At 71.3% G+C, this 22,826-nt stretch carries 18 protein-coding genes; 4 read left to right on the top strand and 14 right to left on the bottom strand.

Translation table 11 applies throughout. The features are described from left to right. Positions 1-226 precede the first annotated feature (226 nt). Genes ACGFZQ_RS15080 through ACGFZQ_RS15055 form a run of 6 tightly spaced genes read right to left on the bottom strand, consistent with a single transcriptional unit; the run spans position 227 to position 8,090 of the window. On the bottom strand, positions 227-895 hold the full coding sequence (locus ACGFZQ_RS15080; RefSeq protein ID WP_351736645.1) for a TetR family transcriptional regulator C-terminal domain-containing protein: 669 nt from the start codon (positions 893-895) through the stop codon (positions 227-229). Next, a complete protein-coding gene (locus ACGFZQ_RS15075; protein WP_393840728.1) occupies positions 892-2,901 on the bottom strand; it encodes a CocE/NonD family hydrolase in 2,010 nt (669 codons plus the stop codon). The genes ACGFZQ_RS15080 and ACGFZQ_RS15075 overlap by 4 nt, the downstream gene beginning before the upstream one ends. Next, positions 2,898-4,652 (bottom strand): dipeptide ABC transporter ATP-binding protein, encoded by a 1,755-nt coding sequence (locus ACGFZQ_RS15070; RefSeq protein WP_393840727.1) that lies wholly within the window; start codon positions 4,650-4,652, stop codon positions 2,898-2,900. The genes ACGFZQ_RS15075 and ACGFZQ_RS15070 overlap by 4 nt, the downstream gene beginning before the upstream one ends. After that, on the bottom strand, positions 4,652-5,551 hold the full coding sequence (locus tag ACGFZQ_RS15065; RefSeq protein ID WP_393840726.1) for an ABC transporter permease: 900 nt from the start codon (positions 5,549-5,551) through the stop codon (positions 4,652-4,654). Before ACGFZQ_RS15065 ends, ACGFZQ_RS15070 begins: the two co-directional genes overlap by 1 nt. After that, on the bottom strand, positions 5,548-6,504 hold the full coding sequence (locus ACGFZQ_RS15060; protein WP_393840725.1) for an ABC transporter permease: 957 nt from the start codon (positions 6,502-6,504) through the stop codon (positions 5,548-5,550). The genes ACGFZQ_RS15065 and ACGFZQ_RS15060 overlap by 4 nt, the downstream gene beginning before the upstream one ends. Before the next feature lie 2 nt (positions 6,505-6,506). After that, positions 6,507-8,090: an ABC transporter substrate-binding protein gene (locus ACGFZQ_RS15055; RefSeq protein WP_393840724.1), complete on the bottom strand. Its 1,584-nt coding sequence runs from the start codon at positions 8,088-8,090 to the stop codon at positions 6,507-6,509. 343 nt (positions 8,091-8,433) lie between these two features. On the opposite strand from ACGFZQ_RS15055, the gene ACGFZQ_RS15050 reads away from it, so the two are divergent. After that, complete coding sequence (locus tag ACGFZQ_RS15050; RefSeq protein WP_393840723.1) at positions 8,434-9,315, top strand: class I SAM-dependent methyltransferase; 882 nt, start codon at positions 8,434-8,436, stop codon at positions 9,313-9,315. 129 nt (positions 9,316-9,444) lie between these two features. Here ACGFZQ_RS15050 and ACGFZQ_RS15045 read toward each other — a convergent pair whose 3' ends face one another. Beyond that, on the bottom strand, positions 9,445-9,612 hold the full coding sequence (locus ACGFZQ_RS15045; RefSeq protein ID WP_393840722.1) for a hypothetical protein: 168 nt from the start codon (positions 9,610-9,612) through the stop codon (positions 9,445-9,447). A gap of 365 nt (positions 9,613-9,977) precedes the next feature. Between ACGFZQ_RS15045 and ACGFZQ_RS15040 the strand changes: the two genes are divergently transcribed. After that, on the top strand, positions 9,978-10,883 hold the full coding sequence (locus tag ACGFZQ_RS15040; protein ID WP_393840721.1) for an AraC family transcriptional regulator N-terminal domain-containing protein: 906 nt from the start codon (positions 9,978-9,980) through the stop codon (positions 10,881-10,883). Positions 10,884-10,907: 24 nt separating this feature from the next. On the opposite strand, the gene ACGFZQ_RS15035 is transcribed toward ACGFZQ_RS15040, so the two are convergent. From ACGFZQ_RS15035 to ACGFZQ_RS15020, 4 genes are all read right to left on the bottom strand, one after another. Next, a complete protein-coding gene (locus ACGFZQ_RS15035) occupies positions 10,908-14,987 on the bottom strand; it encodes a beta-galactosidase (protein ID WP_393840720.1) in 4,080 nt (1,359 codons plus the stop codon). 217 nt (positions 14,988-15,204) lie between these two features. Beyond that, entirely contained in the window at positions 15,205-15,936 is a 732-nt protein-coding gene (locus ACGFZQ_RS15030) for an SDR family oxidoreductase (RefSeq protein WP_393840719.1), read from the bottom strand. Positions 15,937-15,970: 34 nt separating this feature from the next. Next, entirely contained in the window at positions 15,971-16,831 is an 861-nt protein-coding gene (locus tag ACGFZQ_RS15025) for a DUF427 domain-containing protein (RefSeq protein WP_393840718.1), read from the bottom strand. A 43-nt stretch (positions 16,832-16,874) separates the two neighbouring features. Beyond that, on the bottom strand, positions 16,875-17,744 hold the full coding sequence (locus ACGFZQ_RS15020; protein ID WP_393840717.1) for an alpha/beta fold hydrolase: 870 nt from the start codon (positions 17,742-17,744) through the stop codon (positions 16,875-16,877). A 199-nt stretch (positions 17,745-17,943) separates the two neighbouring features. Between ACGFZQ_RS15020 and ACGFZQ_RS15015 the strand changes: the two genes are divergently transcribed. Then, a complete protein-coding gene (locus ACGFZQ_RS15015; RefSeq protein ID WP_393840716.1) occupies positions 17,944-18,459 on the top strand; it encodes a CGNR zinc finger domain-containing protein in 516 nt (171 codons plus the stop codon). Between the two features lie 73 nt (positions 18,460-18,532). Here the strand turns inward: ACGFZQ_RS15015 and ACGFZQ_RS15010 are convergent, their stop codons facing one another. The 3 genes from ACGFZQ_RS15010 to ACGFZQ_RS15000 form a co-directional block, all read right to left on the bottom strand. Beyond that, positions 18,533-20,929 (bottom strand): glycoside hydrolase family 65 protein, encoded by a 2,397-nt coding sequence (locus ACGFZQ_RS15010; RefSeq protein ID WP_393840715.1) that lies wholly within the window; start codon positions 20,927-20,929, stop codon positions 18,533-18,535. A 268-nt stretch (positions 20,930-21,197) separates the two neighbouring features. Continuing rightward, positions 21,198-21,380, bottom strand: a complete 183-nt coding sequence (locus ACGFZQ_RS15005; protein ID WP_393840714.1) for a hypothetical protein — start codon at positions 21,378-21,380, stop codon at positions 21,198-21,200. A gap of 32 nt (positions 21,381-21,412) precedes the next feature. Next, positions 21,413-21,616: a hypothetical protein gene (locus ACGFZQ_RS15000; RefSeq protein ID WP_393840713.1), complete on the bottom strand. Its 204-nt coding sequence runs from the start codon at positions 21,614-21,616 to the stop codon at positions 21,413-21,415. Between the two features lie 499 nt (positions 21,617-22,115). Here ACGFZQ_RS15000 and ACGFZQ_RS14995 point away from each other — a divergent pair, with 499 nt between their 5' ends. Continuing rightward, entirely contained in the window at positions 22,116-22,796 is a 681-nt protein-coding gene (locus tag ACGFZQ_RS14995; RefSeq protein WP_393840712.1) for a lytic transglycosylase domain-containing protein, read from the top strand. Positions 22,797-22,826: the final 30 nt, after the last annotated feature.

Genomic DNA, 22,826 nt, shown 5'->3' with positions numbered 1-22,826 from the left:
GCTGCCGCCTCGGGGCGGACGGCCGGGTGGCCGCGGAGCACCCGGCCGTCGTCTTCGACGGGCTCGCCCTGAACGGCGCCCTCCGGACCGGCCGGCCGTGCCCGGACGCCGTCCGCCCGGTCCCGCACCGGCGCCTCGCCGGGCGGCCCGGAGCACGACCCGGCTGCCGTGCCGGACGCCTCCTCAACCGGGACCGGGACCGGGACCGGGCGCGTGCCCGTGCACGTCAGTCGCGGTCCGGGCGGACGGCGAGTTCGGTCTCCACCAGCCGGTTCAGATGCCGGCGGGCGTCCTGGGTGCTGAGCGGCGGCGTCTGGCGCAGCCGCTGGAGGGCGAGGCCGTCGGCGAGGGCGGCGAAGCGGACGGTGAACCCGTCGAGGTCGTCGACGGCGAACTCCCCGTCCGCGACACCCCGTTCGACCAGGGCACGGATCTGCTGGTGCCAGGCCGTGTAGCGCTGGGCCTGGCCACGGGTGAACGCCTCGTCGGTGTCCGGGTCACCGGCGTTCCAGTAGTCGAACCACATCCGCCAGTGCCGGTCGGTGTCCTCGGTGAAGAGCGCGTCGACGAGCAGCCGCAGTGCCTCGGCACCGCTGCCGGCCTGCTCGGCGGCCTCGCTGAGCGCCGTGTAGTACCGCTCGATGTGCAGGACCATGGCCTCGGACAGGATCTCCTGGACGCTGCCGAAGTGGTAGGTGACCGTCCCGACGGAGACCCCGGCCGCCGCCGCCACGTCCCGGACGCCCACCGAGGCGTAGCCGCGCTCCGCGATCAGCGGGACGGCCGCCTCGACGATCAGCCGGCGGCGGACCTCGGTGGGCTGGCGGGTGCGGTCGGCGGCGGCGACGGCACGGCGCGGGGTCTTCGCGGCGCGCTGCGGCTTGGCGGCGGTCATCCCGACGTCCTCGCGCTGGTGTGGTGCCAGGAGCGCTTGGCCACTGTCTCTCCGTTCGCCCGTGCCTCGATACGGCTGTCCATGACGAAGTCCGCGGCCGTGGCGCGCAGCTCCGTACGCGTCATGATCTCAGCGTCGTAGTCGTCGCCGCGCCGCAGCCGGATCCGCCACTGGGACACGGCGTTCGCCGACAGCGGGTCGTCGCCGCGGACACGGTACGTCTCGCGCGCGCTCTCCTCGTAGCGGAGCCCGTCCGGATACGTCCGTGATCCCCCGTAGTTGGGGTCGACCTCCAGGGTCCACTCCCCCGCCGCCACGTCGTGCGTGACGAGTCGTTCGGGTCGCGGCTCGGCGGGCCGGTCGTAGGTGACCGGCAGCGGTGGCGCCTGTTCCGGCTCCTCGAAGACGATCGGCGGTTCCTCGACGGCCGCCCGCACGGGCAGGAGTACGGCGCTGTCGGCGGGTACGACCCGCAGCTCGCCGCGCTCACCGTGCGGCCACACCCACGGCCAGTACACGTCGGAGACGGCGACCCGGACCCGGTGGCCGGGCGGGAAGGCGTAGCCGATGGCGGTCAGTTCGACCTCGACGTCCTCGTAGGTTCCCGGAATCCACTCGACCGCCTTGTCGCGGCCGTGCCTGCTCAGCAGGTTGAGCACCCCCCGGGTGACCAGCGTCGAGGAACCGTCGGGAGCGACGTCGCACAGCCGGACGATGACGTGGGCGCGCGGGGTGGTGCTGTCCAGGCGCAGCCGGACGCGCGGCCGGCCGAGGATCTCGACGCGCTCGGCGAGGGGTTCGGAGTCGAAGCACACCGAACGGCCGTCCTCCTCGCGCTGGTCGGGCGGCAGGTCGCTCGCGTTGCCGAAGGGGAAGAACCGGCCGGCGTCCAGGCCGGTGTGGAGCGGGGAACGGACCAGGACCGGGGTACGCAAGCCGGGAGCGAGGACGCGCTCGCTCCATGTCACCCGCGGGGAGGGCCAGTCGGTCTCCCCCACCCAGCGGCCCGGCATCACGTCGTACGAAGTGGCGGGCGGGACCGGGTCGTTGATCCAGGCGCGCAGCAGCGGTTCGCGCAGCACCCCGGTGTCGGTGTCCTTGAGGTGCTGGTCCCACCAGCGCAGGGTCTCCTGGAGGAAGCCGATCGCCGGTCCCGGCGGCAGCCCGCGGTCGGGGTACTGGTGGGACCAGGGGCCGATCAGGCCGCGCACCCGGTCGGCCGGGAGGTGCTCGACCAGGCGCAGCACGGTGTCGCGGTACGGGTCGTGCCAGCCGCCGACCGCGAGGACGGCGGCGTCGATGGCGGTGTAGTCCTCGCAGACGCTGCCGTGCCGCCAGTAGGCGTCGCGCTCCTGGTGGTCGAGCCAGGTGTGCAGGAAGGGCTGGAGGGCGTCGAGGCGTTCGCGCCACATGGGCAGCCAGCGGTCGCTGCCGACGCTCGCCGGGTCCGGGGGGCGGGCGGCGAAGGCGAGCATGGTGCCGGCCCAGGCGAGCATGTCGATGCCGAGGACGGCGCCGCCGGTGTAGTGGACGTCGTTGTCGTAGCGGTCGTCGGTGGAGCAGACGGTGACGACCGCCTTGAGCGGCTCCGGGGCGAGGGCCGCTATCTGGAGGGCGTTGAAGCCGCCCCAGGAGATGCCGAACATGCCGACCTTGCCGGTGCACCAGGGCTGTGCGGCAAGCCAGTTGACGACGTCGACGCCGTCCGCGAGTTCCTGGGCGTCGTACTCGTCGCCGGCGGTGCCCTCGCTGTCGCCGTGGCCTCGGATGTCGACACGTACGGAGGCGTAGCCGTGACCGGCGTACCAGGGGTGGCGCTGGGCGTCGCGGGGCGCGGTCCAGTCGCTCTTGCGGTACGGGAGGTATTCGAGCAGCGCGGGCACCGGGTCGGACCCGGCGTCCGCGGGCCGCCAGATGCGCGCGTGCAGCCGGGTCGCGCCGTCCCGGGTGGGGATCCAGACGTCCTCGCGGACGACCCGGCGCTCGAACTGGTCGCGGTACTTCACGAAACTCCTTCGGCCACGGGGGTGTCGACGGGCTGCCAGCGGCGGACGCGATGGCCGTCGCCGAGGTCCGTCCAGATGTCGTCCGCCTCGGCGGCGTCCGCCCAGTCGGGGGCGTCGCCGGTCAGGGGCGGGGCGTCGGGGTCGGGTTCGAGGGCGGCCGCCATCAGCCGGCGGGTGTAGGGGTGGCCGGGTGCGTCGAAGACGGCTTCCGTGGGGCCTTCCTCGACGACGACTCCGTGCCGCAGGACGACGACACGGTCGGCGATGCCGCGTACCACGGCGAGGTCGTGGCTGATGAACAGGCAGGCCAGGTCGCGTTCGCGGCGCAGGTCGTCGAGGAGGCGCAGCACCTCGGCCTGGACGGAGACGTCCAGGGCGGTGGTGATCTCGTCGGCGATGAGGACGTCCGGTTCTCCGGCCAACGCCCGTGCGATGCCGATGCGCTGGCGCTGTCCGCCGGAGAGCTGGGCGGGCAGCCGGTCGGCGAAGGCCGGGTCCAGGCGTACGTCGGCGATGAGCCGGCGGGCCTGTTCGGCGGTCTCGGTGCGGCCGGTCGCGGTGCCGAAGAACCGCAGCGGGCGGCGCACGGCGTCGCCGACGGAGCGGCGGGGGTTGAGGGAGGTGTCCGCGTTCTGGAAGACCAGCTGGACCCTGCGCCGCAGCGACAGGGGCCGCTTGGGCGCGGGGCGGGCCAGGTCCCCGGCCTCGTGCGTCATGGTGCCGCCGGAGGGGGTGCGCAGGCCCGCCAGGGTCCAGGCCAGCGTGGACTTGCCGCTGCCCGACTCGCCGACGAGGGCGAGGACTTCGCCGCGGCGGACGTCGAAGGAGACCCCGTGCACGGCGCGGGTGCTGCCGTAGTCGATGGTGACGTCGCTCGCGGCGACCGCGACCGGTGAGCCGTCCGGGACCACGGCCTTGGCGCGGACCGTGCGTTCCCCCGCCTCGTCCACGACCGCGAGACCGGCGTCGTCCAGCCGCGGCACGCTCGCCAGCAGCCGCTTCGTGTACGGGTCCTGGGGCGCGGCGAACAGCCGCCGGGTGGCCGCCGACTCCACCACCCGGCCGGTCTTGAGGACGCACACCTCGTCGGCCAGGTGGGCGACGACGCCGAGGTCGTGGCTCACCAGGACGGCGGCCAGACCGAGTTCGTCGCGCAGGGCGGCGATCAGGTCCAGGACGCTGCGCTGGGTGATGACGTCCAGACCGGTGGTCGGCTCGTCGAGGACCAGGACCTTGGGGCGGGCGGCGACGGCCATGGCGATGGCGACGCGCTGCTGCTGGCCGCCGGACAGCTCGTGCGGGTAGCGGCGGGCGAGTTCGGCGGGGCGCGGCAGCCGGACCTGTTCGAGGAGTTCGACGACGGGTACCGCGCCGCCCGCCTCCTCGATCTGCCGCCCGATCCGCATGGTCGGGGTGAGCGCCTGCCCGGCGTTCTGGGAGACCATGGCGACGGTCCCGCCGCGCAGCCGCCGCAACCGCGGTGCGGGCAGGGCGAACACGTCCTGTCCGTCGACGTGGACGCTGCCGCCGGTGATCCGGGAGCCGTGCCGCAGATGGCCGAGGAGGGTGGCGGCGACCGTGGACTTGCCGCTGCCGGACTCGCCGACGAGGGCGAGGGTCCGGCCCGGCGTCACCTCCAGGGACACCTCGTGCACGACCGGGACGTCGCGGCCGCCCGAACGGTAGGCGACGGAGAGGGAGTCGACGGAGACGACAGGGGCGACGGGGTCGGCGGAAACGACAGAGGTCATCAGGAACCCTCCCTGATCCGGTCCACGCCCCACGCCTTGGACAGGCCGTCGGCCGCGAGGTTGAGCCCGACCACGAGGGTGGCCAGGGCGAAGATCGGCGCGAGGCTCGCCATCGGGACGACGGTGATGGCGGTGCGGTTCTCGGCGACCATCAGCCCCCAGTCGGGGGTCGGCGGGTCGGCGCCGAAGCCGAGGAAGGACAGCGAGGAGATCAGCAGCACCACCCAGGAGGCGCGCATCGCGAACTCCACGCAGACCACGTCGGTGATGTTCGGCAGGACCTCGCGGCGCAGGATCGCCCAGGTGCTCTCCCCGCGGGCGCGGGCGGCGGTGACGTAGTCCATGGGGACCACGGCCAGCGCGGCGCCGCGCACCACGCGGACGACCTGGGGGACGTAGACGACGGCGATGGCGAGGACGATCACGGCGGGCCCGGTGCCGAGCGCGGTGACGACGACGAGCAGGGCGAGGATCGACGGCACGGACAGGATCGCGTCGAGGACCCGGCCGAGCAGGTCGTCGAACCAGCCGCCGCGCAGGGCCGCCGCGCAGCCGATCACGGTGCCGAGGGCGACGGTGATCAGGGTGGCGGCGACGGAGACGCCGAGCGCGTACCGGCCGCCGTACAGCACCCTGGCGAGGACGTCGCGGCCGTACTGGTCGGTGCCCGCCCAGTGCTCCCAGCTCGAGCCGAGCAGGGCGTGCGAGGCGTCGTTGGCGATGGGGTCGTAGGAGGTGAGGAGCGGGGCGAGCAGCGCGACCACGATGTGGACGGCGACTACGGCCAGGCCCACCAGGGCGGTGCGGGAGGAGCGCAGGCCGCGCCAGGCGCGGGCGGCGGGGCGCGGGGCCGCCGGAGCGGTGGCCGGGGCGGCCGGGGTGGTGTCGAGCGCGGTCATCGGGTCCTCCCTCGGGTGCGGAGCCTGGGGTTGAGGGCCATGGCGCCGAGGTCGGCGGCGAGGTTGCAGACGACGTAGATCACGGCGCTGACGAGGGCGATGGCCTGGATGACGGGCAGGTCGCGGTTCTGTACGGAGGAGAGCATCAGCTTTCCGATGCCGGGGTAGTTGAAGACGTTCTCGACGACGGCGACCCCGCCCGCGAGCCAGGCGACGTTGAGGGCGATCACGTGCAGGGTGGGCAGCAGGGCGCTGGGCAGGGCGTGCCGGGTGACGACCCGCCAGGTGGACAGGCCCTTGAGGCGGGCGGTGGTGACGTAGTCGCCGGCCAGCACGTCGATGACGGAGGTACGGGCCATCCGCACGATGTAGGCGGCCATGACGACGGCGAGCGCGAGTGCGGGCAGCCAGACGGCGGGCAGGAGCTGGCCGACGCTCGCCTCGGGGCCGTAGAGGACGACCGCGGGAAACCACGGCAGCGCGACGGAGAAGCACAGCACCAGCACGGTGGCGACCACGAACTCGGGGACGCTCATGCCGACCAGGCTGACGGTGGAGATGAGGTGGTCGGGCCAGCGGTCCCGGTACAGGCCGGCCAGGATGCCCAGGACGAGGGAGCCGGTCACCGCGAACACGATGGTGACGAGGGCGATGAGCGCGGAGTTGCCGAGGTACTGGGCGACTTCGCCGCCGACGCCCTTGCCGGAGACGAGGGAGGTGCCGAAGTCGCCGTGCAGGGCGCCCCCGACCCAGTCGAGGTAGCGCTCCCAGGCGGGCCGGTCGAGGCCGAGCTGGTCGCGGAGGGCGGCGACGGCGTCCGGGGTGGCGTCCTTGCCGAGGATCTGGGTGGCGACGTCGCCCGGCAGCGCCTGGACGGCGAGGAAGACGAGGACGGAGGAGAGGAACAGCGTGCCGACGGCCGAGGCCAGCCGGCGCAGGGTGAACGACAGCATGCTCAGGCTCCCTTCACGCCGATGTTGAGGTAGTCGAACTCGAAGCCGTGCTCGGCGTAGCCGCGGACCTTGCGGGAGATGCCGACCAGCCGGTCGGCGAACATCGGGGTCATCGCCCCGCCCCGCTCGATGACCAGCCGCTGCGCCTCGCCGTACAGTTCACGGCGCTCGGTGTCGTCGGTCTCGGCGCGGGCCCGGTCCAGGACGGCGTCGAACTCCTTGTCGGACCAGGCGGTCTCGTTGTAGGAGGAGCCGCTGCGGAAGATCTGGGTGAAGAGCTGGTCGACGGGCCGCCCGGTGAACCAGTAGGTGGCCATCAGCGGCTTCTTCATCCAGATCTGCGTGTAGTACGAGTCCGCGGCGGCCGTCCTGACCCGGACCCGGATGCCGGCGCGCTTGGCGGAGTCCTGGTAGGCGAGGGCCATCGGCGTGAACAGCGGGTCGTAGGAGGAGGTGTAGAGGTCGACGGCCAGGTCCTCGTGTCCGGCCTGCTTGAGGAGGTGGCGGGCCTGCTCGGGATCGTGCGCGGGGTGCGCGGCGATGTGCACGGGGTCGGTGGGCGGTACGGGGTTGTCCCAGCCGGCGCTGCCCGCTCCCTGGAGCGCGACCTTCACGACGTGCTCCGGGTCGTAGGCGAGCTTCATCGCCTGCCGGACCCGTACGTCGTTGAACGGCTTCTCGGTGGTGAGCATCGGCAGCACGTACCACTGCGCGTCCTTCACCCGGGCGATGGTGGCCCGGTCGGAGGCGGCGACCACCCGGGCGGTGGCGAAGTCGAGGTTGGTCTGGGACAGCAGGTCCACCTGGCCGGCGAGCAGGGCGTTGGAGCGGGCGGACATGTCGGCGACCGAGTAGAAGGAGATCGTGTCGAGGACCGGGCGGCCGGCCCAGTGGTCCCGGAACGCGGTGACCCGGCCGGGGCCCGCCGGGGTGAACGACTCCAGCTTGAAGGGGCCGGTGCCGATGCCGGTGCGGCCGATGCCCTTGGCGCTGCCGTCCGGGACGACATAGCAGTTGTAGTGCGTCAGCAGACTCGGGAACTCGGCGTTCGGGGTCTTCAGGGGGACGACGAGGGTGTGGGCGTCGGGGGTGCGCAGGGTGCCCGGGTCGACGAGCGGGGCGAGGACGGCGGCCTGGGGCGAGGCGGTCGCCTTGGCGAGGATGTGCCGCAGCGTGTAGGCGGCGTCGGCGGAGGTGAAGGCACGTCCGTCGTGGAAGGTGACGCCCTTGCGCAGCCGGAAGGTCCAGGTACGGGCCTTGCTGTCGGACTCCCATGACTCGGCGAGGTCGGGGGCGAGTTCGCCGTCCGCGCCGACGCGGACCAGCCGGTTGTAGAGGGCGCCGAGATATTCGTACGCCGACAGGGAGCTGGCGGGATCGAGGGTCTCGGCGTCGGAGGCCGGGGGCCGGGCGATGCGCAGGGTACCGCCGGCGTCGGGGGTGCCCTTCAGGGCGGCAGCCGTCAGGTCGGGGGCGGCGGCTGCCCCCGTACAGCCGGTGAGCAGCCAGGACGCGCCGAGCGAGGCCGCGCCGGCCACGCCCGCGGCAAGCACCGAGCGGCGCCTCGGCAGGTGGATGTCGGACATGGACCGACCGTCTCTCTCGTTATTCGTTCACCGGAACGATTGAGTGAAGTTCGTGAACGATAACCAGGTGACGACTTCCAGCCAACCCTTCGGACGTGGAAATTAACCTCGCGAAACGGATCGGTAACGAGATCACGCGAGGCGAGGGGTCTGCGGACGGCACGGCCGCTCGGCGTGGACGAGGCGCGTCGGGCGGGCCGTCGCCGAGACGTCGCCGGACGATGGAATCGCCGGGTAAGGGACTCAGCCGGCTCGCACTCGCCCAGCCGGGCGGGAACTTCGCCGTCCGCCGCTTTCGGACGCCGGGCGAGGTGCGCAGGGGGGTGGTGTTGAATACGGCTCCATGAGCGAGAGCGGGCGTACGGCGAGCCGGACGGCGGTCCTGGTCTGCCAGGGGCGGGCGGCGGCGGACGGGAGGATCGCCGCGGGCCGGTTCGCGGATCCGGTGGCGGTACGGCTGCTGCGCGCCGCGGAGCGCGCGCCCGTGGACGAGGTGCGCGCGGGCGCGGTGCCGGAGGGCTGGCAGGCGCGCGTCGGGTACGAGGGCGTGCGAGCGTGTGCCGACGTGGTCGTGCCACGGACGGTCGCGATCGACGAGGCTCTGCGCGCCCGCCCGACCGGCCAGCTCGTGATCCTCGGCGCCGGTCTGGACACCCGCGCGTGGCGGCTGCCCGAGCTGGCGCGGACGGATGTGTGGGAGGTCGACCATCCGGCCTCCCAGCAGGACAAGCGCGCCCGCCTTGCCACCGCCGAGGAGTTGCCGGCCGTCGCCCGTTCCGTACGGTTCACGCCGGTCGACTTCGCCGTCGACGATCTCGGTGCGGTACTGGACGCGGCCGGGCACGACCCGTCCGCCCCGACGGCATGGCTGTGGGAGGGAGTCGTGCCGTACCTCAGGCGCGACGAGGTCCGGGCCACGGTCGCCGCGCTCGCCGCGCGGTCGGCCCCGGGCAGCGCGCTCGTCGTCAACTACCAGGCGCCGTCGGCCAGGGCGGCCGTGGGCCGGCTGCTGGCACGCGTGCTCCGCAGCTCCATGACGTCGGGCGAGCCGTGGCGCTCGCTGTGGCGGCCGGCGCACATGGCCGCGCTGCTGGCGGAGTACGGCCTGCGGGTGGAGTCGGACGACGATCTCCTCACGCTCGCGCACACATTGGGCAGCCCGGAACAGCGGCGGTCGTCCCTGCGGTCCGGTCGCGTGGCGGTCGCGGAGTGCCACCGCGGGTGAGCCCGCCGGTGCGGGCCGGCGGGACCACGCCGTCGCGCGGAGGGTGTCCGACGGCGTTGCGGTTCCTGTGGTCGACGGACTCGAACACACTCGGCCTGCCGGGGCATTCGCGAGAGCGGAGACGTCCACCTACGTCGTCGACTGGCCGAAGGGCACGAGAATCCCGGCCGTCTCCGCCGTACCGGCCCGGTCCGGCGCGCGGGTGAAGGTCACCGACGGCAGTTCGGTCCTCTCGTCGACCGGGTCCCGGCTGACCACCCGCACCATCAAGGTGACCTCGGCCAACGGTGCGGTCACCCGGACCTACACGGTCGGGTTCCAGTCCGCGGACCGCGACCACCGGCAGGTCGCGGCCGGAGGTGACGGCGCCGTCGCGGGATCCGGCACGTGGGGCGGCGGAGCGGGCTCCGTGGGCGGTGCCGGGCTCTGGTCACGGGGGACGGAGTGGGCGGAGACGCGCGGAGTGCCCTGGGCCCAGAGCACGAGGTGACCACCGGACCTGCCGTGCCCTGCGGGGGCACGGCAGACCGGCAGGGGCAGCGAGGGTTCCAGTTCCCTTCAAGCGCCCTGACCTGCACGAACATTGGATTGATCCTCGCGTGTACTTGCACGATCCTCTCGGCCGTGGGAGCAGGGCGGCAGAGGGGTGGTGCAATGGGCGCATGCCTCTCGAAGAGTTGCGCAGCCTGCTCGACCGGCACGCCCGGTCCGACTGGACCACCGCCATCGACGGCGTCCTCATCTCGAAGGTCGACCGCCCGGACCCGCCGGCGCCCTCCATGTCCGGGACGGTACTGGCGGTCATCGCCCAGGGCGCCAAACGCCTCGCCCTGGGCGAACGGGTCTACGAGTACGGCGCCGGGCAGTACCTGGTCGCCTCCGTCGACCTGCCCGTCACGGGGCAGTTCACCCAGGCCGGTCCCGAGCACCCGGCTCTCGGCTTCGGTCTCGCCCTGGAGCCGTCCGCCGTCGCCGAACTGCTGTTGCAGGCCGGTCCCGGCGATCTCCCCCGGGCCGGCGGAGGTGTTCCGTCGGGGATCGCCGTCAGCGACGCTCCGGCCGCGCTGCTCGACGCGGTGGTCCGGTTGCTGCGGCTGCTCGACGAGCCCCGCGACCGGGCCGTGCTCGCGCCGCTGGTCAAGCGCGAGATCCTGTGGCGCCTGATCACCGGCGAGCAGGGCGCGACGGTGCGCGAACTCGGCCTGGCCGACAGCGGCCTCAGCCATGTCTCCCGGGCCGTGCGCTGGATCCGCGAGCACTACGCGCAGTCCTTCCGCGTCGAGGACGTGGCCCGCATGTCCGGCATGAGCGTCTCCGCCTTCTACCGCAACTTCCAGGCGGTGACGGCGATGAGCCCCATCCAGTTCCAGAAGCAGATCAGGCTCCAGGAGGCCCGGCTGCTGCTGGCCACCCACCCCGGCGACGTCACCGGTGTCGGCCGGCGCGTCGGCTACGACAACGCCTCGCAGTTCAGCCGGGAGTACCGCCGCCAGTTCGGCGCGCCCCCGAGCCGGGACGCCGCCCGGCTGCGCGGCACCACCCGCGAACCCGCGAGCGTCCTGCCCTGAGGTGTGGCAGGTGATGTCGACGGCCTAGCCGCACGTCAGTGTCGGTGTCCCCCAGTCTCCGTGGTCGTTGCCGTTGCCGTCGCCCGCGTCACCGACCTTGAGGTCGATCACCTGGGCACCGCTGACGTCGACGTCGATCGGCACGGCGGCCTGTTTGCCGTGGATCGTCGGCGTGGTCACCAGGGTCCTGCCGTCGGCGATCACGGAGAACGTCACCGTGCCGGCACCGCCCGTCTCGTCGTCGACGCCGACGTCCGCCGTCAACCGCGAGCACTGTCCGGCGAGGTAGAGCTGGACGTCGCTGACGGAGTTGGTGCCCAGGCCCTTGGCGTGACCGACACCGGCGATGGTGATCGGACGCCCGTCGCCGACGGCCTGCTCGCCGACGCTGCTGTCCCGCTCCACCGGGCCCCACCCGTTGGTGGACGACAGGAACGGCAGGTCGCTCACCTCGCTCTGGCCGGCCGGCGGGGCAGGCGGGATCCCGCCTACGATGCGCTCGTCAGCGCCGGTGGCCTGCCGTCCGCTCTGCCGGTAGCGCACCGTGGCGGTGAGCGCCGAGGCGGACGGCAGCGTCCCGGCCGGCGGCTGGACCTGCCAGGTGAAGGTGGCCGACGTGCCGGGTCGCAGGCGGTCGACCGATGTGGGGCTCGTGGCGCTCACGCTCCAGCCGTCGGGCGCGGAGAGCGCGGCCGTCAGCCCGGAGGCGGACGGCCGGTCCTTCGGGACCTCGACCGTCGCCTTGGCCGTGAAGGTCTGTCCCGGCTGGGCGGTGTCCGGCACGTTCAGGGTGACGTCCGCTCCGGGGCGCTTCGGCATGGCGTAGGTCCGGGCGTCGTAGCGCGGGCTGTCGTTCTGCGCGACGCGCAGGGACGAGGCGTAGCTGCCGTAGTCGGTGAGCGAGACCTTGCCGAGGCCGCCGGTGCTGCCGTCGAGGTTCCAGACGGCGATGGCGATGCTGTTGTGCCCGTTCGGGTTCAGGATGCCGTCGGGGACCGGGAAGGTGTGCTGGGGGCCGAGGTAGTTGACGTAGTTGCCGACCTGCCAGCCGTTCACGAAGATCGTGGCGCGGTACTTCCGCGCCGGGTCGTCGGTGAACGTCAGGCCCAGCGAGGTGTCCTGACCGTGCGGCAGGTCCAGGTCGGCGTCGGTGCGGTACCAGGAGACGCCGGGACGGGTGTCGGTCGTCGGCAGGGAGACCTGGTTCCAGTTCCGGTCCGGGTAGCCCGGCAGGGACCAGCCGGCCCGTTCGCCGTACAGGCCGCCCGTCGAGAGCGGGCCGCGCACGGTGTCCTGGAGTTCCTCGCCGCCCCGTACGCCCTGGAGCCGCCAGGTGACGGAGGTCAGCGGCGCCCCGACGAGGGAGGCGCTGGTCAGGCCGCGCGCGCTCTTGTTGCCGTTGGTGGAGTTGTAGTCCTCCTCGTGCCCCATGTTCACGGTGAGCACGGAGAGGACGTTGTCGCCCTCGGACCTCACCGCGCCGGCCGGGAAGGTGAAGTCGCCGCTGCCCGTGGTGGAACTGCCCAGGAAGGTGCCGTTGAGCCAGACGGAGAACGCCTGCGCGTCTCCACCGGAGTCCGAGACCAGGTGGATGCCGGTCTCCTTGCCGGTGGCGCGGAAGCGGCCGCGGTACCAGGTGTTGCCGGTGTGGAATCCGTAGTCGTCCGCGTAGAGCACCGGCAGTGAGTTGATGCCGGAGACGCTGTTGGTGGTCGCCTTGTCGGCCACCTGCCAGCTGGAGTCGTCGAAGCCGGGGGCCGCTTCGGGCGACTCCTCGGCGTGCTTCCAGTTCGTCAGTTCCGGCAGGTGGACCGGGGCGGCCGTCGGGATCGACCCGGTGCGGCTCGCCGTGTCGGTGGCCTCACCGCGCACCGTCCTGCCGTTCCAGGTGACCCGGTCGGCCGAGGTGAACACCTCGATGTTCTTGTCGTCGGCGTTGTCGCCGGTGAGCGCCACGGTGTGGCCGCCGTCCAGGCTGGTCGCCGTGCGCAGCAGGTGGGTGCCGCGTACGAGCACCGGGCCGGACGCCGTGTCCTGACGCCAGAAGGTCTCCGCCGTGGCCTTGTCGCCCACGAGCAGCAGCAGCGGGCGCTGTCCGCCGCCGCTGATGCTGACGCGGAGGAGGCCCTTGTGCGTGTAGTTCAGCCGCAGGTCGCCGGTGGCAGCGTCCCAGGTGGTGGCGACCGTACCGCCGGTGGCGGTCACGGTGGGCTTGGACGCGTAGCGAAGGACGGTCTCACCGTCGCTGCCCGGGTCGCCGTAGAGCACGGCCACGTCCCGGTCGCCGATGGTCGCGCTGGTCATGAGCTCGGAGGTCGAGTACTGCAACTGCGCGTCCCCGAGCCGGTAGTTCGCCACGATGACGTGCGAGTCGCGCCCGTCGAGCGTGATCGCGGTGCCCGGCTGCTGCGGCACGACCGGGTAGGTCGGCTCCGCGGCGGCGGCCGTCGGTACGTCGATGGCGTCGATGGCCACGTAGTCGTCCGTGGACCCCGAGCTGTGGTTCCCGGCGACGACGATCTTCAGTGTGTGCGCGCCGGGTGCCAGGCCGGTCTTCTGGAAGAGCACCGCCTGGCTCTCGCTGCCGGAGTCGTCGACCGTCGCCACCTTGGTGCCGTCGAGGTAGACGTCGGCGTTGCCGTGGTTGTTCGTCTTCGATCCGATCCAGCGGATCGCGGTGCCGTCGAAGGGGACGGCGACTGAGTCGCCGGCCTTGTTGGAGAACGACTCGGTGTGCTTGTAGTCGCCGCCGGTGTAGCTCGTGTTGGCCACGTGCGACCACGAACCGGTGTACTGCAGCGCGGAGTCGGGGTCGTCCCACGTGTAGGTGGTGTCCCCGGCCGGCTGGGCGTCGAAGTCCAGGGAGATGTGAGTCTTGTCGACGGCCGTGGACGTGGAGTTCCCGTGCCGCAGGACGTGGAACTGTGTCTTGGTGCCGGGGTTCATCCGGGCGGTGTCGACGATCGCGGAGTCGTCCGGCGGGGTGGCCCTGATCGCCTCGGTCTCGGTCAGTGGGGCGACCGACTGGGTGAAGTACCCGATCAGCTTGTCCTCGTAGTACTTGGGATCGAGCTGGCGGGTCTCGCGGATCGCGGCCCCGTAGTCGTACGAGGTGTAGTTCTCGGGCATGCCGAGCCAGCCCCAGTTGGTGCCGCCGTAGGTCATGTAGAAGCTCTGCGCGGTGGCGCCGACGGCGATGTTCTGCTTGTAGAACACGTTGGCGAACTGGTCGTTGATCAGCTGGGCGCACTTGTCGTAGCCCGGTCCGCCCCAGGGGTCGAAGGCGCCGCCCTGGAACTCCGGCGAGTACAGCGGCTTTCCGGCCGGGTGGTCGTAGCTGATGTCGGGGACGCCGTTCCACTTCGAGGGGTTCGAGCAGTCGAAGCCCTGGGGGTAGGAGTCCGGGCCGTCGACGTCCAGGGCGCCGGTACCGGAGTTGAAGGTGCCGTTGTTGTTGCCGGTCAGCGGTACCGTGATGCCGTCGGCGCGGGCCTTGTCCTCCAGGTGCTGCATGTAGGAGCGGCCGGCGGCCGAGCCGTTGTAGTACTCGTTCTCGACCTGGTAGGCGATGACCGACCCGGTGCCGTTGGTGAGTTGGTGGCGGGCGATGATCCGGTCGATCTGCGTCAGCCACTCGTCCGCGTACTTCAGGAACCGCGGGTCGTCGCTGCGGTTGTTCCCGGCCTTGGTGGTCAGCCAGCCGGGCAGGCCGCCGCTGTCCACCTCCGCATTGATGTACGGCGCCGGGCGGGCGATGACGTAGAGGCCGGCCTCCTGGGCCATGTCGAGGAGCTTGTCGACGTCCCGCACCCCGCTGAAGTCGTACACCCCAGGCTTCGGCGAGTGGTATCCCCAGTCGAAGTACAGGGAGGTGGAGTTGAAGCCGGCGGCCTTCATCTTCTGGAAGATGTCACGCCACAGGTCCTGGCTCGGGAGCCGGAAGTAGTGGAACTCGCCTGACCACAGGTAGGTGCGCTTGCCGTCGACGAGGAACGAGTAGCCGTCGAGACTCACCGTGTGCGCCTGCGGACTGACGGCAGGTGCGTCGGCGGGCGCGGCGGGTGTCTGCCTGTCGGAGTCCCGCGCCGCGGCGGGCGCGGTCATGCCCACGGCCAGAGCGATGGTCGCGGCCGCCGCGAGGAGCGCTCTCCCCCACCGACGGCGACCGGGTCTCGCGACCTCTGAACGGATCCCACTGCCTCGCACTGCGGCCTCCATCCGCCTGAGCAATCAGTATCAAACAGACTCAGGCAAAGCCGAACAGTAAGGGGACACAAGGTCCAACACAATGGGTCGGGAGGACATGACCGAGGCTTCCGGGTCAGGTGCCCGTGGCGACCCTGAGGGGCTGGCCGCCGTCGACGGCCAGGCAGGTGCCGGTCAGGAAGGTGTTCGTCAGGGCGAAGAGGACCGCGTGGGCCACGTCCTCGGGGGTGCCGATGCGTCCCGAGGGGTTGCCCGCGGAGAGCCTGGCGAACAGTTCGGCCTTCTTCCGCTCACCCAGGGGGTCCCACGCGCCGGTGTCGATGGTGCCGGGCGAGACGGCGTTGACCCGGATCGGCGCCAGTTCCACGGCCAGGGACCGTACGACGGTGTTGACGGCACCGTTGGTCGCGGCGACCCCGAGATAGCCGGGGTCGGGTTCGAGCGCGGCCACCCCGGAGAACAGGACGAAGGAGCCGCCCGCCGGCATGGTGGGTGCGAAGTGCTTGGCGAGCATGATCGGCCCGACGACCTTGGTGTGGAACGACCGCACGATCGCCTCGGGTTCGAGTTCGGAGACCAACCCGCGGGCCCGGGCGGAGGCGGTCGAGACCACATGGTCCACGGCCCCCAGCTCCGCCGCCAGGGCCTTGATCGACCCCTCGTCGGTCAGGTCGACGGTGGCGACCGTGACCTCGGTGTCCCCGTAACTCTCCTGCAGTGCCGCCCGGTCGCGGCCTGCCGCGACCACCCGGGCGCCCTCTGCCAGGGCCGCGTCGCTCACCGCTCGGGCGATTCCGCTGCCGCGGCCCACCACGAGAACGGTCCTGTCCTTCAGGTTCGTGGACATGAGAGCTCCTCGTTCGTCGATTGCCGGTGTGATGTCAGCGGGCTTTGACCTCGTCGGCGTCCAGGCCGCGGTCGGCGCCGTGCGGGACGACGCCCTGCCCGGGCTCGGGACGCAGGCGCTCGCCGTCCAGGCGGACCTCGACCTTGTCCGCCTCGAAGGACACCAGATCGCCGATCCGGTCCACCTCGCGGTAGGCGTCGCGGTACGTCCAGGCGGCGCGGTGCGCGTCGCCGATGTCGTAGTAGTCGCACAGGCCCTTGTAGGGACAGAAGGTCTGGCCTTCGACGGGCCGGAGCCAGGTCCCGTCGATGTCCGCGCGGGGGATGTACCAGCGCGGGGCGAACCCGGACCCGTAGAGCACGACGGGGTGTTCGGAGCGGGCGATCACCTTGCCGCCGACGCGGACCTCCAGCGTGCGCGAGGTCGTGCGGATGTCGATGCGGTGGTAGGCGTCGGCGGCGTGTCCGAGGATGCGTTCGTCCTCCTCGTAGAAGGCGTCCATGGCGCGCCAGGCGAAGGCGATACGGCCGTCGAGATCACCGGCGTGCTTGGGCAGTGCGGTGAATTCCCAGGCGGCGCGTTCGGTGGTGCGGTCGCCGGCGCTCACCGAGTACCAGGCGGTGTCGCCCAGGTCCTTGTGCCGGGTGACCTTGCCGCCGTCGACGAGGGCCGTCTCCTCGACGTCCTCGCGGGGGAAGTAGGCGACCGGGTAACGGCCGGGCTCGTGCAGCAGGACGACGTCCTCGCTGTCGGCGATCCAGGTTCCGTTGAACTTCACGCGCATGCGGCGGCGCAGCCGCTCGGCGAACAGCAGGCGCTCGGGCAGCGGTTCGGGGGTGAGGAAGTGTCCGATCGCGCCGGTGGAGAGGGGGCCTTGTTGCCAGGACAGTCCCATGGGGCTTTCCTTCCGGGTGCCGGGGGGGTGCTGGACGGAGGCGTCAGGCGAGGGCGCGGGTGAGGAAGTCGCGGATGAGCTCGCCGATGGTTTCCAGATGGCTCTCCAGGGCGAAGTGCCCCGAGTCGATGAGGTGGACCTCGGCCTTGGGCAGGTCCTGGGTGAAGGCCCGGGCGCCGTCGGGGCCGAAGATCTCGTCGTTGGCGCCCCATACGGCCAGGAGCGGCACCTGGGAGTCCCTGAAGTACTGGTGGACCCGCGGGTAGAGGTCGACGTTGGTGGGATAGTCGCGGAAGAGCTTGAGCTGGATCTCGTCGTTGCCGGGACGGTCCAGCAGAGCCTGGTCGTGCACCCAGTTGTCCGGGCTGACCAGGCTGGGGTCGGCGACTCCGTTCAGGTACTGCCAGCGGGTGCTCTCCAGGGTGAGCGCGCCGCGCATGGCGGCTTCGGTCTCGGGTCCCGGTGCATCGGTGTAGGCGAAGACGCCGTCCCAGAACGGCTTGACGAAGCCCTCCTCGTAGGCGTTGCCGTTCTGGGTGACGATCGCCGTGATGCGGTCCGGGGTCCACAGGGCCAGACGCCAGCCGATGGGGGCGCCGTAGTCCTGGACGTACATCGCGAACCGGGTGACGCCGAGCTGGTCGAGGAGTCCGGCCGTGACGTCGGTGAGGGCGTCGAAGGTGTACGGGAAGTCCTGGAGGCTCGGCATGGCGGACTGGCCGAAGCCGATGTGGTCGGGGGCGATCACGTGGTAGCGGTCGGCGAGCGCCGGGATCAGATTGCGGAACATGTGCGAGCTGGTCGGGAAGCCGTGCAGGAGGACCACGACGGGTGCCTGCGGATCACCGGCCTCCCGGTAGAACACGTCGAGGCCGTTGACGGTGGCGGTGCGGTGGTGGACTACGGGAACCATGGATCTAACCCTTCTGTAAACCTTCACTGGTTATGTCTTCAGTCGAGCACAGGACATCTAACCCGTCAAGGCGACTTTGATGGTTAGACATGGCAACGGACACGGAGGCCGACACGCAGGCGATATCTCGACATACGGCCACGAGCTCGCATTGATGTAACCTGTCAAATCAATCGATGCGGTTAGGAGGCTGCCTGCCATGGTGACCGGCCGGGAACAGCAGGACACGCTGTTGGAGCTCCTCAACAGCACGCCCGTGGTCAACGGCGCGGTCCAGGACCTCCTGGCCGATCCGGAGGCCGCCAGGTCCTGGCAGCTGGGCCACGGGGGTACGGGCAGCGTGGAGGAGCACCGACAGCTGCTCCAGGCGCGCGATCTCCTGCGGGACGTGGTGAGCGGCGACCGGCCCGCCGCCTCACTGGCCCCGCTGCTGGAGGACGTCACCTCGCGGCCGCGGCTGTCGGCGGCGGGGGTGGCGTGGGAGCTGGACGCACCCGCGGAACGCCGGATGGCAGTGGCTGCCGTCCTGACCTGGAGCGCGCTGCAGGAGACCATGCCGGGCCGGCTGCGCGCGTGCGGCAACCCGGAGTGCCGCCTGTTCCTCATCGACCGCAGTAAGACCAACGGGGCCCGCTGGTGCTCGATGGCCGTCTGCGGCAACCGGATGAAGGCACGGCGCCACTACCAGCGCACCCGCGACGCCGCGGCCGGGTGACACCCACGCCGCCGGACCGCACGCACCACGTCGCATCCGTCGCCGCGACGAAGCCGGGCCAAGGGTGAGGAGGTCAGTCCTGGGGCTCTTCGTGGGGCTCCTCCTCGTCCGGAAGGCCCTCCGGGCGGCGGCCCCGGGGCTGCTGGGGCTCGGGGTTGACGGGCGCGGGCGGGACCCGGCGGTCCACCGGCTCGTCGACGGTCACGGTCAGCGGCTCCCCGAAGTGGAGCAGGGTCAGCGGTTCGCCTTCCACCAGCAGGTAGCGCACATGGGTCTGCCCGATGTCGACCTTCAGCCTCTGCCCAAGCGTCTGCACCGTGAAGGCCACCCTGGACAGCGCCTCGGGCAGCCGCGGTGCGAACCCCAGCAGGCCCGGCCTCCCGTCGTCGTCGAGGTGTCGCCGCATGCCGCCGAAGCCGGCGACCAAGGCGATCCACGTCCCGGCGAGGGAGGCGATGTGCAGACCGTCACGGGTGTTGTGCTCCAGGTCGTCGAGGTCCATCAGCGCGGCCTCGGCGAGGTAGGCGTAGGCCAGTCGCAGGTGCCCGGTCTCGGCTGCGAGCACCGCCTGGCAGCACGCCGACAGGGAGGAGTCACGGACGGTCAGCGCCTCGTAGTAGGCGAAGTTGCGTGCCTTCTCGTCATCGGTGAACGCCCACGCGCACTCCAGCATCGCGAGTACGACGTCGGCCTGCTTCACCACTTGTTTGCGGTACAGGTCGAAGTAGGGGTAGTGCAGCAGGAGCGGGTAGTGCTCGGGCGGGGTGGCGTCGAAGTCCCAGTGCTGGAGGCTGGTGAATCCGGCCGACTGTTCGTGCACGCCGAGAGTCGCGTTGTACGGCACCGCCATGCGGGCCGCGGCCTCGCGCCAGCCGGCGGTCTCCTCGTCGTCGACCCCGAGTTCCTCGGCCCGGTCCGGATGGCGCGCGGCCACCTCCGCGGCGGCCCGCAGATTCTGGCGGGCCATCAGGTTGGTGTACAGGTTGTCCCGCGAGATCGCGCTGTACTCGTCGGGTCCGGTGACGCCGTCGACATGGAAGACACCGTCCGCGTCGTGGTGGCCGAGACGACGCCACAGCCGGGCGGTTTCGACGAGGAGGTCGAGCCCCTCGCCCCGCTCGAACTCCTCGTCACCGGTCGCCATGACATATCGGACGGCGGCCATGGCGATGTCCGCGTTGATGTGGAAGGCAGCCGTCCCGGCCGGCCAGTAGGCGGAGGACTCCGAACCGTCGATCGTCCGCCAGGGGAACATGGCCCCCGCCAGATTCAGCTCACGGGCGCGTTCCCGCGCCGCCGGCAGCATGCTGTGCCGCCATCGCAGCGCCGACGCGACGGCTTCCGGAGCGGTGAACGTCAGTACCGGGAGCACGTAGGACTCGGTGTCCCAGAAGGAGTGCCCGTCGTACCCGGTCCCGGTCAGCCCCTTCGCGGGAATCGCCCGGTTCTCGCCACGGGCGGCCGCCTGGAGCACGTGGAAGAGAGCGAAGCGCACCGCCTGCTGGATCTGCGCATCCCCCTCCACCTCCACATCCGCTCCGGCCCAGAAACGGTCCAGATAGGCCCGCTGCCCGGCCACCAGCCCGTCCCAGCCGGTGCTGACCGCGGCCGCCACCGCTCCGTCCACCTGATCGTGCACGGCCGACAGCGAACGCTCCCCGGACCAGCCGTAGGCCACGAACTTGAACAGCCGCAGCGGCTGTCCGGGCGTCAGGTCCGCCGTCACCGTCAGTCGGCTGACGTCGGGCTCGCTCTCCGCCGTCCAGCGGGTGCTCTCCGGTCCTTCGATCAGATGGTCGGCCGCCGCTCCCACCCTGAGCGCACTGCGGTCGGTGCAGTGCAGCAGCCGCAGCCGGGTTCCCTGCGCGAAGCTGTCTTCCGACGTCAATGGGGACTCGATCGCCGCGGCGACTCGCGGATCGCCCACCAGGCTGGGCAGTTGTTCGTTCGCGACGAGTTCGGACTGCACGGCCACCGTGGCCGGTCCGTCGACCGGTTCGACCTCGTACACCACCGCGGCCACCGCCCGCTGGGTGAAGGAGACCAGCCGCCGCGAGGTGATCCGGACCGTACGGCCGCCGGGCGAGGTCCACCTCGCGGTACGGCTGAGCACACCCGTACGGAAGTCCAGAACCCGCTCGTGCTCCAACAGCTTGCCGTAGCGGAGATCGCACGGGTGATCGTCGACCAGCAGCCGGATGATCTTGCCGTCGGTGATGTTGATCATCGTCTGACCGGACTCGGGATACCCGTAGCCGGCCTCCGCGTAGGGCAGCGGATGCCGCTCGAACACGCCGTTGAGGTAAGCGCCGGGCAACCCGTGGGGCTCCCCCTCGTCGAGGTTTCCGCGCCATCCGATGTGCCCGTTGGACAGGGCGAACACCGACTCGCTCTGGGCGAGCAGGTCCAGGTTCAGCTCGTTTTCACGCAGGCACCATGGCTCCACCGTGAAACTGGGATGAATGATCACCGCGACTCCAGGATCTCGGCCGGACCGCGGAGCACGACGTCCGCGGCACGGACGTAGCGGAACGAGCCCTGGTGGGGTTCCGCCCCGTCCTCACGGATCCGGCGCAGCACCAGACTGCTCCTCCGCGCACCCGATCCGCTCGTCCACCACCTCGAAGGGCACAAAGTCAGTCGCCTCGCTTGTGACGCGTTTGCGGAGACATTCCTCGAACATCCTGTTCCGGGCAGCCGCGTTCGTCTTCACGGTCCGGGTGGGTACGGCGCCGAGGCTAGGCGGTGCCCACCGCCGACGGTCCGCACACACTGCCCGGCACGCCGGAAGGCACCCGCTCGGTCGAGGCGCGCACGGCGACCGAGGCGCCGATCAGGTCGTGCACTCGAACGGGCCACAGACGGCGACGGCCATCGAGTCCGGTCAGACCGTGGTCGCCGGCGAGGAGGCCGCTGCTCACGGTGCTCGGGCCCGCCCTGCCGGGCGCTTCGCTCAGCCGACCCGACGCGTTCTGACTCCGTCGGCCTCGAAGTCGTAGACGGTCCCGTTGATCCGCAGGCCGTCGACGGCGCCGATCCACATGTGGTCGCGGCCCTTGCCCACCGCGGCGGTGTAGATGGTCGGCCGCGCGCCGCCGTCGTCGAGCGCGGATTTCAGGTCCTTGAAGGCGCATCCCGGGGCAGCGGAGGCAGCCACCGCTACAGTGCCGTTAACCCAAGCGCCACTTTCCGCTTCATGCCGAAGCGAGCGTTCACGCTCACTCCTTCCGTGGTCGATACGAGAGCAGGACGGGCGCTGAGCCGGTCCTTGCGCAGCGCCGCCACGCTATGAATTCCCGGGGCGGAAACGACCACGGCGCACCTGTGTGATAGGACGCTTAATGCCTGTGGTGGAGCAGCATTGGTCTCTTCGTGCCCCATGGAGCCGCCGGCCCAGCAGCATGGGCAGACGGCGAGAGGACCCGGCAGCACGGCGGCGGACAACGACCCGCAGGGCAGCCGCATTCCTTCCCCTGCATCCCGTCCGACTACGGTCGCGGTCGGCCGGACCGGCTCTCGGGCGGGTGTGAGGATCCACACTTCCTCCGGGATTGCGTCGGCCGGGCCGGCACGCAAGAGTGTTCCAACTGCCGAACCCAGCCAGCGAGATGCTTCCGTCGGGCACCGCACACGGTGGCGCGGGCGAAGAGGATGGGATGCACGTGAGCCCAATGCCGTTGAGGGGGTTCGCGGTGGCGTCGGCCACCGCGGTCACCGCTGTCGGAAGCGTCGTCGGTGTTGCCTCCGGCAGCAGCGCGCAGAACAACGACGCCCAGGCGCCGGCAACCGATGCCACCCTCCTCGCGGACCTGCCCGCGGGCCAGCAGGCGCAGGTGCAGACCGCGTCCCTGACGCAGCAGGCCGACGCCGTGGCCGTCCAGGCGGACGCGAGCGCCAGGAAGGACGCCGAGCAGACTGCCCGGGCGGCGGCAGCCAAGACCGCACAGGCCAAGAAGGCCGCGGCAGACAAGGCCGCCAAAGACCGTGAAGAGGCCAGGACCGCGGCCGGCGATTCCACCGCCACCTTCCCGGTGCAGAGTTCCTACACCGTGGCGCAGCTCAAGGCGATGGCCGCACAGATCGTCGGCAGCAGCCAGTTCCAGTGCTTCAGCAACATCGTGGACCACGAGTCCACCTGGAACTACCTCGCCGTCAACCCCTCCTCCGGCGCCTACGGACTCGTCCAGGCCCTGCCCGGCTCCAAGATGGCCTCCGTCGCCGCCGACTGGCAGACCAACCCGGCCACCCAGATCAAGTGGGGCCTCAACTACATGAACACCACCTACGGCAGCCCCTGCCAGGCCTGGGCCTTCTGGCAAGTCCACCACGCGTACTGACGGCCCTGTCCGGTGGTGCCAGGCGTTTGA

The sequence above is a fragment of the Streptomyces sp. NPDC048254 genome, assembly GCF_043201895.1.
Taxonomy (GTDB): domain Bacteria; phylum Actinomycetota; class Actinomycetes; order Streptomycetales; family Streptomycetaceae; genus Streptomyces.
The sequence above is the reverse complement of the archived record's forward strand: the minus strand, read 5'-3'. Positions and strand labels throughout refer to the sequence as shown.

What these genes read in the sequence shown, in the direction of transcription:
- ACGFZQ_RS14995 (WP_393840712.1), top strand. Translation starts at nt 22,116, where the DNA reads ATGCACGTGAGCCCAATGCCGTTGAGGGGGTTCGCGGTGGCGTCGGCC.
- ACGFZQ_RS15070 (WP_393840727.1), bottom strand. Translation starts at nt 4,652, where the DNA reads ATGACCTCTGTCGTTTCCGCCGACCCCGTCGCCCCTGTCGTCTCCGTC.
- ACGFZQ_RS15065 (WP_393840726.1), bottom strand. Translation starts at nt 5,551, where the DNA reads ATGACCGCGCTCGACACCACCCCGGCCGCCCCGGCCACCGCTCCGGCG.
- ACGFZQ_RS15040 (WP_393840721.1), top strand. Translation starts at nt 9,978, where the DNA reads ATGCCTCTCGAAGAGTTGCGCAGCCTGCTCGACCGGCACGCCCGGTCC.
- ACGFZQ_RS15060 (WP_393840725.1), bottom strand. Translation starts at nt 6,504, where the DNA reads ATGCTGTCGTTCACCCTGCGCCGGCTGGCCTCGGCCGTCGGCACGCTG.
- ACGFZQ_RS15020 (WP_393840717.1), bottom strand. Translation starts at nt 17,744, where the DNA reads ATGGTTCCCGTAGTCCACCACCGCACCGCCACCGTCAACGGCCTCGAC.
- ACGFZQ_RS15025 (WP_393840718.1), bottom strand. Translation starts at nt 16,831, where the DNA reads ATGGGACTGTCCTGGCAACAAGGCCCCCTCTCCACCGGCGCGATCGGA.
- ACGFZQ_RS15050 (WP_393840723.1), top strand. Translation starts at nt 8,434, where the DNA reads ATGAGCGAGAGCGGGCGTACGGCGAGCCGGACGGCGGTCCTGGTCTGC.
- ACGFZQ_RS15015 (WP_393840716.1), top strand. Translation starts at nt 17,944, where the DNA reads ATGGTGACCGGCCGGGAACAGCAGGACACGCTGTTGGAGCTCCTCAAC.
- ACGFZQ_RS15055 (WP_393840724.1), bottom strand. Translation starts at nt 8,090, where the DNA reads ATGTCCGACATCCACCTGCCGAGGCGCCGCTCGGTGCTTGCCGCGGGC.
- ACGFZQ_RS15080 (WP_351736645.1), bottom strand. Translation starts at nt 895, where the DNA reads ATGACCGCCGCCAAGCCGCAGCGCGCCGCGAAGACCCCGCGCCGTGCC.
- ACGFZQ_RS15035 (WP_393840720.1), bottom strand. Translation starts at nt 14,987, where the DNA reads ATGACCGCGCCCGCCGCGGCGCGGGACTCCGACAGGCAGACACCCGCC.
- ACGFZQ_RS15030 (WP_393840719.1), bottom strand. Translation starts at nt 15,936, where the DNA reads ATGTCCACGAACCTGAAGGACAGGACCGTTCTCGTGGTGGGCCGCGGC.